The organism is Streptococcus sp. cx1, assembly GCF_052384325.1.
GTDB classification, from domain to species: Bacteria; Bacillota; Bacilli; order Lactobacillales; family Streptococcaceae; genus Streptococcus; species Streptococcus salivarius_G.
Map to the genome: position 1 here is coordinate 12,602 of NZ_JBQSUN010000002.1, position 12,723 is coordinate 25,324.

Annotated in this window: 6 protein-coding genes; 2 read left to right on the forward strand and 4 right to left on the reverse strand. The window is 38.9% G+C overall.

The features are described from left to right. The first annotated feature begins 96 nt into the window (after positions 1-96). Positions 97-969, forward strand: coding sequence for a pyridoxal 5'-phosphate synthase lyase subunit PdxS (gene pdxS, locus ACT170_RS03800; RefSeq protein WP_002883851.1), 873 nt, complete (start codon positions 97-99; stop codon positions 967-969). Next, the gene (gene pdxT, locus ACT170_RS03805; protein ID WP_444818057.1) at positions 970-1,563 is read left to right on the forward strand and encodes a pyridoxal 5'-phosphate synthase glutaminase subunit PdxT; all 594 of its coding nucleotides are present in this window, start codon (positions 970-972) and stop codon (positions 1,561-1,563) included. Between the two features lie 257 nt (positions 1,564-1,820). On the opposite strand, the gene ACT170_RS03810 is transcribed toward pdxT, so the two are convergent. From ACT170_RS03810 to ACT170_RS03825, 4 genes are all read right to left on the reverse strand, one after another. Continuing rightward, a complete protein-coding gene (locus ACT170_RS03810; protein WP_444818058.1) occupies positions 1,821-4,250 on the reverse strand; it encodes a glucosyl transferase in 2,430 nt (809 codons plus the stop codon). A gap of 84 nt (positions 4,251-4,334) precedes the next feature. Beyond that, positions 4,335-5,858 carry a glucosyl transferase gene (locus ACT170_RS03815; protein ID WP_048790823.1) on the reverse strand — a complete coding sequence of 508 codons (1,524 nt, stop codon included), beginning with the start codon at positions 5,856-5,858 and terminating at the stop codon, positions 4,335-4,337. 715 nt (positions 5,859-6,573) lie between these two features. Next, entirely contained in the window at positions 6,574-9,102 is a 2,529-nt protein-coding gene (locus ACT170_RS03820; RefSeq protein ID WP_444818059.1) for a KxYKxGKxW signal peptide domain-containing protein, read from the reverse strand. A 54-nt stretch (positions 9,103-9,156) separates the two neighbouring features. After that, a complete protein-coding gene (locus ACT170_RS03825; RefSeq protein ID WP_444818060.1) occupies positions 9,157-12,720 on the reverse strand; it encodes a KxYKxGKxW signal peptide domain-containing protein in 3,564 nt (1,187 codons plus the stop codon). Positions 12,721-12,723 lie beyond the last annotated feature (3 nt).

Here is a 12,723-nt window from a genome sequence, read left to right on the forward strand (position 1 = left end):
GGGTAATTGTCCCCATACAGTTTGAGAAAAAGACTCTTTTCTTCAAAAATCATCCTGTGTAAAATAGAGGGCATAAAAACATGAGAGGTGATTGCAATGACAAATCGTTACGACTTAAATAAAAATTTGGCACAGATGCTTAAGGGGGGCGTCATCATGGACGTTCAAAATCCTGAGCAGGCACGTATTGCTGAGGCGGCAGGAGCGGCTGCAGTCATGGCCTTGGAACGCATTCCGGCCGATATCCGTGCAGTGGGTGGTGTGTCACGTATGAGTGATCCTAAGATGATTAAGGAAATTCAGGACGCTGTTAGTATTCCAGTGATGGCTAAGGTGCGTATTGGTCATTTCGTGGAAGCACAGATTTTGCAGGCGATTGAGATTGATTATATCGACGAGAGTGAGGTTTTGACACCGGCCGATGACCTTATTCATGTGGACAAAACCAAATTTGATGTGCCTTTCGTCTGTGGAGCTAAGGACCTTGGTGAGGCTCTTCGCCGTATTTCAGAAGGGGCATCTATGATTCGTACCAAGGGTGAACCTGGTACTGGTGATATTGTTCAGGCTGTTCACCACTTGCGACTCATGAATCAAGAAATTCGCCGTATTCAAAATCTCAGAGAAGATGAACTCTATATTACTGCTAAAGACTTGCAGGTGCCAATTGATTTGGTCCGTTATGTCCATGAACATGGCAAGTTGCCCGTTGTCAATTTTGCGGCAGGTGGTGTAGCGACGCCAGCAGATGCTGCGCTTATGATGCAGCTGGGGGCTGAAGGTGTCTTTGTTGGTTCAGGGATTTTCAAATCTGGAGATCCGAAAAAACGTGCGGAAGCTATCGTCAAAGCAGTGACTAACTATAATCGTCCAGATATTTTGGCGCAAGTGTCAGAAGATTTGGGGGAAGCCATGGTTGGTATCAACAAGGATGAAATTGACATCTTAATGGCAGAGCGAGGAAAATAGATGACAAAAATTGGAATACTGGCTTTGCAAGGTGCTTTTGCAGAACATGAGCAGGTCTTGAAAGCACTTGGGGTTGAAACGGTTCAAATCAGAAATCGACAGGATTGGGAAGCTCACGCTGATTTGGACGGGCTCATCCTTCCAGGTGGCGAGTCAACAGTTATGGGGAAACTCTTGCATGATTTAGACTTGTTTGAGCCGCTTAAGGCAAAAATTGAAACGGGACTACCTGTATTTGGAACCTGTGCAGGTCTGATTTTGTTAGCTAAAACCATAGTGGGAGACCAAACAAAACATTTAGCAAGCATGGACATCAATGTAGCCAGAAATGCCTATGGTCGCCAATTGGGGAGTTTTGTCACAGATGCTGAATTTAAAGGAATAGGGGAGATCCCAATGGTCTTTATTCGTGGGCCAATTATTGAAGCTGTTGGAGCAGAAGTGGAGATTTTAGCTCAAGTCAATGGGGCAATTGTGGCAGCTAGAGAAAAGCAGATGTTAGTGACCTCTTTTCATCCAGAATTAACGGGTGACGAAAGGGTACATGCTTATTTCCTAGATATGATTAATCAGGCAAAAGAATATAAGAAATAGCTCAAAACCTATGACATCGTTTATTTCTTGATCGCACAAAAAATCCAGGACCTGAGCCTTGGATTTAGGAGATTATGAAAAAGAAAAGTTTTAGGATGGTTATAGTATATAAAGCAAAACCTAAAGTTTTCTTAAAGTAGAGAAAAATTTATCAAAAATAGGTAAAAAGGAAGTTGACAGTTGGTCGACTTCCTTTTTAGCGATTTCTAAATGAGAGTAATTATGCGATATCAATAGTTGTTATTTGAATACTATTCTTATACTTCATCGGGTCCCATCAAATGTCCATTACCGTCAGCATCGAATTTGAAGGCACCAGTGTTTGTTCTAACAATGGTATTTTCAGCGCGTGCGCCATTCTTAGCATCGTAATAGTGGACAGTTCCGTCATCATCAAATTTGAATTCACCTCTAAGTTGTTTACCGTTTTGGTCGAAGTAAACATGGATGCCATTTAAGGTTTGAGGTCCTGTCAGTTTATCCCCTTTAGCACCAACATAGTAGTAGAAATCTTCACGATCTAAATCTTTACTTTCTCTTGGATATTGTCCATCCTGACCTACGATATCATTTCCAGGAATGGTGATAGTAAAGTGGAAGATACGATCACCATCGAGATTTCGGTAATTCCAATTGTAGACATGAACAAAGCTATTAGTGACGAGAGCGCCAGAGTCTTTATCATAATAGTGTCCATCCGGGGCGAAGCGTCCCTTGACTTGTGCTCCGTTAGGAAGGAAGTAAAAGTGACTATTTCCAAAGGTTTGAGGTCCTGTTAATGGCTTACCATCAGCATCAAGATAGTACCAGGCAGTAGTATAGATATTTTGATTGTTAATGTCATCACGACCAATGTAAGTTAAGATTTCTTTAAAAGCATTGGTTACGAGAGCACCAGAATCTTTATCATAGTATTTACCATTTGGTGCAAAATGTCCCTTGACTTGTACACCAGTGAAATCATCAAAGTAGACTTTAACACCATCAATAGTTTGTTCTCCCTTGAGTTTATCACCTTTATCATTGACGTAAACCCAGTCACCATCTTGGGTTTCAAGATAGCGTTTGGTTACGAGAGCACCAGAATCTTTGTCATAGTATCGGCCATCTTCTGCAAAACGTCCTTTGACTTGTTTGCCATCCTTGTCGAAGTAGACTGGAATGTTGTCGACGAAGTTGAGACCGATGAGGTTTTTACCGTTTGCATCCTTGTAGTACCAGTTGCCCTCGTTATCACTATAATAGTGACCACCAAAAACTCGTGGTGCTTTGTCTAGGGTGACTGTAGGAGTGACGGGAGTATCTATTTCTTCACCAGGCCCCATCAAACGTCCATTACCATTTGCATCGAATTTGAAGGCACCAGTATTTGTTCTAACAATGGTATTTTCAGCGCGTGCACCGTTTTTCGCATCGTAGTAATGAACGGTACCATCTTCGTCGAATTCAAACTCACCTCTAAGTTGTCTACCATTTTGGTCGAAATAGACATGGATGCCGTTTAGGGTTTGAGGTCCTGTCAGTTTATCCCCCTTGTCATCTACGTAATAGTAGAAATCTTCGCGATTCAAATCATTGCTAGAAAGTGGGTAATGACTCATGTCCAAAAATTGGTTTTCACCGTTAGGTCCAATGACTGAATTATTAGGAATGGTGATGACAAAGTGATTCACACGATTTCCGTCTTGATTTTGATAATTCCAGTTGTAGACATGAACAAAGCTATTAGTTACGAGCGCACCAGAGTCCTTATCATAGTAGTGTCCGTCAGGTGCAAAACGTCCCTTAACTTGTGCCCCATTAGGGAAGAAGTACATGTTTGTACCATCAAGATTTTGAGGACCTTTAAGTGGCCGTCCGTCGGCATCAAGATAGTACCAATCAGTAGTATAGATGTTTTGATTGTTGATATCATCACGACCAATATAAGTTAAGAGTTCTTTAAAGGCCTTAGTTACGAGAGCACCAGAATCTTTGTCATAGTATCGGCCATCCTCTGCAAAACCACCTTTGATTTGAATACCGTCTTGACTAAAATAAACAGGAACATTATCCACATAGTTCAGCCCTACAAGATTTTTGCCATTTGCATCCTTGTAATACCAGTTACCATTATCATCACTATAATAATGTCCACCAGAAATATGAGGTGCATTTTCAAGTGTTACAGAAGGTGTGACTGGCTTTTCATTTTCATCGATTGGGGCAGGTTGTTCACTGTTTTTTGTAGGTGTTTTTGTTTCTTCGACAGGAACAGGTTCAGTGACTTTTTCTGACGAAGTCTTTGTAGCAGAGGCTTCTGAAGTTGCCGTTTTAATTGGTGTAGCTTTATTTGCCTGATTATCTTGATTGCTAATTTCTTGTTCAGAAGTGATTTCTACTGGTGATTCGCTTGCTAATTCAGATGATGCGACTTCATTGCTAGGAGCTTCACTAAGAACCGTACTTGTACTAGTAGGTAGCTCAGTATTAGTTGAAATAGGATTTGTAGTAGGTGCTTTGACCTCAACATTAGTTACTACAGTTTCTTGTGCAGGTGCAAGAATCTCAGTTGGTTGGCCTGTCGCTTCAGGTATTTTTACTTCATCCGCAAATGTAGGGCGTGCGACTAAAGTAAAAGTAGCTAGAGCAGTTGCGCAGGATAAAGCAACAAGGTGTTTCTTTGGGTTAGTCCTTTTCGTAATCATGATAAATTCCCCTTCATCTTAAAATCTTTTCAGTCTAAAAACTGAAATAATGCAAAAATAACTTAATTACAATTGATTGATGACTTAAATCTCTGTAAGGTAGCCGTTTTCATCAATATGATAATTTTTTCCATCAATGTTGGCATTACGATTACGCCACATTTGACCATTGTTTGGATCGAAGTAAAGCTTATGTCCCTTGTAGTCTACAATTTCTCCCTGAACTCTTATTGGGAGACCAGCAGCATCACGGAAGTAGTAGTATTCACCCCAAACTTGTTGAAGTCCAGTTACTGCAATACCGTCTTTATCGAAATAGAGCCATCCAGGAATATAACCATGTGAATATTCAAAAAGCATATTCTTGTCGTTATAAATCATACGATTTTTGACAAGTTCACCAGTATAAGGTTCAAAGTAACGGATACCTTCTGGGAACCTAATAAATTGCCCCATAACATTGGTTTGGCTGTCATTGTTGTTGAATCCGATTCCTCGAGCTTGTCGTCCGTATTCAAAATAATAATATTCTTTTTCGCCTTTCTTTTGCCAGCCTGTAACGTATTGTCCGTCATCGCCGAGGTAAAATGTTCCGAAATCCATGCTCTTATAGCCACCAGGAATTCCCCCTAGAGATCTGACATAGCGGTTTCGCCAAAGTTCACCATCATGTCCAAAGTAGTATGGCTTGCTATCAATGTAAACTTTATGGAAGTCATCCCAATCTCCTTGGTACCAAGGAATGGAGACTCTATACGCAGTGTCAGGATAGAAATAGTAACGGTTTCCATTAATATCTTGCCAGCCTGTTACAGCCACACCATATTTACCAAAGTAACGGTATTCATCGTGAGGAAAATCAGCTACCTTGACAAACTGTTCAGTTATCCTATGCCCTAGATTCTGGTCGTAGAAATAATAATGGTTATTACGTTGGACAGACTCACCTTTGGCTTGTTTACCATCTTCATGGAAATACACGTGCTGATTGTCAACAACGTGTGCGCCTATAAGGTCTTTACCGTCTTTTTTGTAGTGCCAACTACCTTGTACGTCACTATACCATTGACCACCTGTAATATTTTCTTCAGGATCTTCGTCTTGAATTTCTGTGTTTTCATCGTTATTGAAGGAAGAAACATCAGTCTTAAGTCGATTTTCTGAGATGTCCTCATATCTAGCGTTTTCTATACTAGCAGTTTCACTTACTGTAGCTCCTGTTTTAGAAGTAGGTATTTCTGATCTTGTTGAATTTGTTTCAGAGATAACTGTACTTGAAGCCTCTGAAGCGGGTTTAGCTGTTTCAGGAATAGCTGTAGTATCAGTGGTAACACTTGTAGCTTCGCTATTGATAATGCTTGTGCCTGTTGGTGCATCTGTTGTAGTTGCTGTTGGATTTTCATCAAGTGTCTTAGTCTCAACAGTAGCCACTACATTTTCTATAGCAGGTGCGACAACTTCGGTCTTAGCATTCGTATCAGATGCTTTTACTTCTTCCGCAAATGCAGGGCGAGCAACTAGGGAAAAAGCAGCTAGTGCGGTTACACAAGAAAGTGCCACAAGGTGCTTCTTGTACACGTGCCATGGATAATTCATTTCAGTATTCATAATAGACTCCTTTCATAAAATGAACACCGATGTTTGGGTGGTTATAAAGGAGCTCGCCGTTAAAATAGTGTTAAAAGTAGGCAAATCTGTTAAAACGACTGAGTCCCATATCTAAATCTCTCATGTCATGACCATAAGAAGATTTTATAGGGGAGCACGTCAAACGTGTGGCAAGGAGAATATGCTTATGCTGTGTAATTCATATCTAGAAACAAGTGTCTTCACTTATTTATCCTAATACTTTTATTTCTCTCCTTTCGTTTTATTATTGAATCCAGCCTATGGCATATGTCTTTAAATACAAAAAACTAGAACTTTTAGTTTGAAGCATTCTCTCTAAAGCTCTAGTTTTGTATTATAGACAGATGTGTGTATGAAAAGAGCCTTAGATTATCATGCCAAAGTGCCTAAGGACCAGTTTTCATGCATAAAAAATTATTTTGACGTTAGAATTCTAAAGCCAAGTTCCTAATCCTAATCCCTCTGTAGTACACTTTCAACGTTTTAGTAAAACGCTTACATGCTCACCTGCCTTTATTATAATACTTTTTTAATTACAAACAAGTTTTTTTACAAGATAATCGTAAATGTTAAAAAAATGTCATAATTGGGTTCTGTTTGAATGACAGTGATTGATTATATGAAAAAGGAAGTTGACCAACTGTCGACTTCCTTTTGTGTTTAGTAATTGAAATCCATAGCCACTTGTAAATGACTATCGAAGGATATGGCCAACCCCGTCATTATCAAAGTAATAAGTAACGTGATTTATTGTCAAGGTTACATTATCAGCACGATTACCAGAGCCAGGAAGATAATAGTAAGTCTTACCACCTAAAATGATGAGTTTATCTTTAGCTTGTATGCCCTTATATTGTCCATAATCATCATCGTAGAAGTAGACATGCTTGCCATCGATGACTCTTCTACCAGTCAGAATATTTCCCTTACTATTTGCATAATACCAGTTATTCTTATGTTCGAAGTATTTTCCAGTTACAAGGGCACCAGTCTCTTTGTCATAATAATGATCACCACGGTATGGATAATCAAACTCACCTTTCACTTTTTCACCGTAGCTAAAGTAGTACTGAATTCCGTCCAAATATTTAGTACCGTTAAACTTCTTTCCTTCTTCATCAACATAAAACTCTTTGCCGCCATCCTCAACCAATCTATCTGTTACTAAAGCACCGTTATCTTTATCGTAATAGTGATTATCAGGAGCAAAATGGCCTTTGTATTGAACACCATTGGTGCCGAAATAAACGTTGACGTTATCAATGGTGTGGGCACCAAGGAGGAGGTAACCCTTGTCATTGACATAGTACCAGTTACCTTCGGAATCACTAATATAGCGGTTTCGTTCAGTTGATTGACTTTTAATGCTGAGGGCACCAGATTGGTCTGCCACATAGGTCTTACCATCGAAATCAAAAGTTGTATCTTTAACCTTTCGACCGTTATCTTTATCAAAATAGTAAACCTTGCCTTTGATATCAACTAACTCTCCTTTTGCTTGGCGACCAGTTCCTAAATGGAAATACATGTCATAGCCATCAACAGTTGTTGAACCATTCACTGGCCATCCAATTTCGTCGTAGTAATGCCAATACCCATCTTTATCTTGGACAAAATAAGCAGTCTTTTGTCGAAGGTCCTTAAAATCACTAGAAATGAATTTACCAACCCCATCATTATCAAATTCATAGATATTTGGAAATTCTCTCATAATATAGTGTGTAGGAATATTCAATCGTTTATTTCTAGCAATGGTACCATCATTGTAGAAGTAATAGTTATTGAAAAATCTGTGCACGACCATATTTCCATCATCTTGGAAAAAGTACTTATTACCATTGATGGTTTGCCATCCTGTGACTGGTAGGCCATCGGCACCTAAATAATACCGTTCGAGTTCAGGATGTTCGTTGTTGTCATAATTTGCATAAGGAGCAAAGTCAAATCTTATTTCTTTAGCATAGTTTTCTTCAGGAATGAATCGTCCAGCTTTGAAGGTGACGAGACGGTTCGTCACAAGGGCGCCGTTATCTGGGTCGTAGAAATATGATTTGCCATTGACCTTACGGCGTTCACCCTTGACCTGTCTACCATCTGAGTCAAAGTAATAGGTTAAGCCGTCAATAGTTTGTGGTCCAGTCATAAGTTTTCCATCTTTATCCATATAGTACCAGTGACCACCATTATCTTGTAGAAAAGCGGGATGGTTATTTGCCACTGTAACGATACCATTAGGATCAATATTGAGTTTGAAATCACCGTTGTTGAGATGTGTGTCTTTAACTAATTGTCCTGCATTTTCTTTGCCAGCATCTCCAAACAGATAGAGCTTGTCACCAACCACGTTCAAGCCGTAGCTAAGTTGGCCGTTTCTATCAGGATTAAAGTAATAGGTTTGTCCTTTGATATCTTGTAAGCCAGAAACTCGCACGCCATCGCTACCTAGATAGTAAGTTTGACCATTTTCTTCAACAAATTCATCATGGAGCATACGTGCACTATCTGTAAAGTAATAGAGTTTTCCATCAATGGTTTCGAAACCAGGATGTTCTCGCTCTTTTTTGAAATAATAGCGTTCTCCATTAATATCTTGCCATCCCATAAGCTTATTACCGTTGTTATCGTAGTAATAAGTTACGTAATAAGGATGTCTTGTGGTAATAAGACTACCTAAATAGTTTTCTGTTTCAATGCGTTCTTCTTTTTCGGTAACAAATCCATTCCTTTTTTCAGTAAAGGCAGAACGGTCAGTTCCTCTTGTGGTATTTTCGATTGGGATATCACCGACAGGTGACGCATTCTCAGCTGTAACACTCTCACTAGTCGTTGTACTTACCTCAGAATGTGCAGTTTCAGAATGCGCTACTTCCGAACTAGCTGTACTTGTCACTTCAGAGCTTGGTTTTTCAGAGACTGTTTCTGTTGAAGGAACTTCTAAGGTAGCTACTGGTGCTTCTGATACTGTAGCAGTCTCGCTAGAAGGGGTAGCAGGTGTATTTTCTGTAGGTTTAGCTGTGGCTTCACTAGTCGCTGGAGCCTCAACGTCAATAGCGCCTTCTTTGATGATGGTTTCAACAGTCGCTTCATTAACAGGGGTAGACTGTTCTTCAGCTGAAGCATAGTTAAGGCCAGCAAAACTCAATCCCAAAGCCAGTCCTGTCACTGCAATAGTTACCCAATGTTTTTTAACTTTGTGAAGTTTAAAATGTACTTTCTTTTCCATGATAATTCTCCTTTCATTGAAAGACAAATTGGAATTATATGTGTGAAATAAATATTATTCGTAAATATATTTAATAACCCTTCCATCACCGTTTTCATCGAAATGAACAAGCTCAGCTTTCACCTTGTAACGAATTGAGTGATTAAAAGTAATGTCAACATTTTTAGCACGTTTTCCAGTTTTTGGGTAATAATAATGATAGTAGTAGTCATTTCCCGCCCAAATTGTTCGCAATTCATCGTAGCCTAGTCTACCATCATCGTGAAAATAGTAGTAATCATCTCCAATCTTTTGTTCACCCTTATAACATTTGCCATCACTACCAACATAGTAACGATAACCGTCAACGTCAACGAATTTGTCATGTCCTAAGTCAACAAGTTCACCACTATTCTTGTCATAGTAATAACCATCATCAGCAACAATACCTTTAGCTTGTTTACCATCTTTATCAAAGTAAACCTTCACATTATCGATAGTTTTGTGTCCAGTTACCTTTTGACTATTTTCATCGACGTAGTACCAACTATTAGAATATTTTTTACCAAAATATCTAGTAATTGCACCAGTTGAGGTGTCTGCTAGACTAGGGTATCTATCGAATTGAAATACTTGAACATAATTATGGTCGATAGGCTCATTACCTAGGTCGGTGATAAAATGCCATGGTTTTATTTGAACATAACGTTTTGTGACTAAAGCTCCAGTGTCTTTATCGTGATATCTACCATCTGGTGCGAAATCCCCTTTTAACTGTGGTCCATCAGGGTAGAAGTAGTAGTCCTCACCGTTAATAGTCTGATAACCTGACACCTTGTAGCCACTATTATCTAGGTAGTAGCGGAATGTAGTTGAGATACCATTAGCACGCCATTCACGAGCGATTCTTACAGTACGCTCTCTGAAAGTATTTCTTGCTAAGTTACCTGTATGTTTATCGTAATATTTACCGTTTTTTGCGAAACCTCCTTTTACTTGCTCTCCATTTTCATCGAAGAATACTGTTTCACCATTAATAGTATGCTCCCCTTTTAAAGCTATTCCTTCGGAACCAAAATAGTAAAATGGTTTTGTATCGTCGCTAAATCCATTGTGGTTAGAAGGAACGTATAAGTTCCTAGCTAGATGACCATTATCATTCATATAATGGATATTGTGGTAGTCATCATAGAACAGTCCATTTTTTTTGATATCATCTTTCTTTTCAGTAATGACACCTTCTTGATCTGAAATATAAAGTTTATCGTTCACTTCAAAAAGTGTTCCAATGACACGCTTACCATTAATTTTATCGTAGTAGTATTTGTTTCCTCCTTGTTTAATAAACTCACCTTTAGATCGCTTTCCGTTATGGTCAAGATAATACCATTTACCATTTATCATAACTGATTGGTTGACTCCTAAATTAACACGAGAACCGGTATCTTTATCATAATAGTAACCATCGTCTGCAAACTGGTCTTTGATTTGTTCACCATAGGCATTGAAATAAACAGCAACACCATTTATTGTTTGGGGACCGTGAAGGAATTTTCCGTCATATCCTGCATAATAGGTAACTTTTCTAATTTTAGGGTTAAGATAGTCATTCTCTAGGTGATAGATAGTAACGTATTGATTTTTAACCATCATTCCTTGGTAGTCATAATAATAGCTGTTTTCAAATTCGTCGGTAACAATTTGGTTGCGATAGTTTAAAGCATATGGTACTTCAGAGAGTTTACCTTCATTATCAGCTTTATAGGTCTTACCATCGATTTGAATAAGAGAGTTGATAACCATTTGTCCATTATGCAAATCATAGTAATGTTTTGGTAGACCTGAATTTGAGTAGCTAGCCTCACCTTTTAGTTGACGACCATCACTGTGAAAACAAACATGATAACTATCAACAATTTGGTTTCCAATGAGTTTTTGACCATTTTCATCGACATAGTACCAGTTTCCATTGTCTTCTACATAAGCATTGGTAACAAGTTCACCACTATCCTTGTCATAGAAGTGTCCATTCGGAGCGAAGTGTCCTTTAACTTGGACTCCACTGTCCTTAAAGTAGACTTTGACGTTATCAATGGTTTGTTCGCCAATGAGTTTATTGCCATCGGAGTTGTAGTAATACCAGTTGCCTTTATCATCGCTGACATATTGGTTATGGAATCTAGAATCACCTTGGATAGTGATGTTCCCTTCTTTATCTGCGATATAATGGATACCGTTTAACTCAAAGGAAGTGTCCTTGACTTTACGGCCATTGTCTTTGTCAAAGTAGTAGATTTTATTATCAATATTAATGAATTCGCCTTTAGCTTGATGTCCTTCTGGACGATATGATTCATGGAAGTAGAGTTCAAAGCCATCAACAGTCTTAGGTCCAGTGACAGGAAATCCGTCTTTGTTGAAGTAATACCAACGACCTTCGTAGTCCATCATAAATTGATTTTTTGGATAGTCTCTATTATTTTCTGAAGGAAGAGTATAGTAAGTTGGGAATGGATAAGTCACAATGTTTAGTTGTTTATTGAGATAATGTGCTACCCCATCGTTGTCTGAATAAAATACATATGGCATAGACTTCCATAAACCCTTTTCGATGATAGGATATTGTTTATTTTTGACTAAGGCCCCTTTGTCATCAAAGTAGTAGCGTTTGTGATCTAATTCCATTAGTCTATGAACAGCAACTTGGCCATTGTCATAGATGTAATAGTCGTTACCTAAAATTGTCTGACGACCTTTCTTAAGAGTGTTACCATTTTTATCGAAATAGTAACGTTCTAGTCCAGGCATTACATAATAGTTTGGTTCGATATAAGCAGGTTCATTGAAGTAAACAACTTTACTATAGTTTTCTTCTGGAATATAGTGGTTGTCTTTGAATGTAATAAAACGGTCTGTTACTAGCTTGCCATCGTTTTCATCGTAAAAGTGCAGTTTGTCGTCAACTTTCCTAAGCTGCCCTTTTACCATAGTGCCGTCATCGTTAAAGTAATATTGGAAACCGTTGATTACTTTTGGTCCGGTAACCAGCTGCCCTTTTGAATCTACATAATAGGTAACACCATTTGCATCTGAAACGAAACTCTCTCTTTTATCTGTCTTTTTTGTGATACCTTCCGCTTCAACAGTGATGGTGAAATCACCATATTTTTGTGAAGTATCTAAAGTTGTTTTATCGGGAGAAGCACTTATGATGAGGTTTTCGTTGTTTGTAGGTATATTTGTTGCACTTACCTCAGAATGTGTAGTTTCCGGGCTGGCTACTTCTGAACCAGCTGTGCTTGTCACTTCAGAGCTTGGTTTTTCAGAGACTGTTTCTGTTGAAGCAACTTCTGAGCTAGCTACTGGTGCTTCTGATACTGTGGCAGCTTCGCTCGAAGCGGTAGTAGGTGTGTTTTCTGCAGGTTTAGCTGTGGCTTCACTAGTCGCTGGAGCATCGACGTCAACAGCACCTTCTTTGATGATAGCTTCAACAGTTGCTTCATTAACAGCGGTAGGCTGTTCTTCAGCTGAAGCGTAGCTGAGTCCTGCGAAACTCAATCCCAAAGCAAGTCCTGTCACTGCAATAGTTACCCAATGTTTTTTAACTTTGTGAAGTTTAAAATGTACTTTCTTTTCCATGAT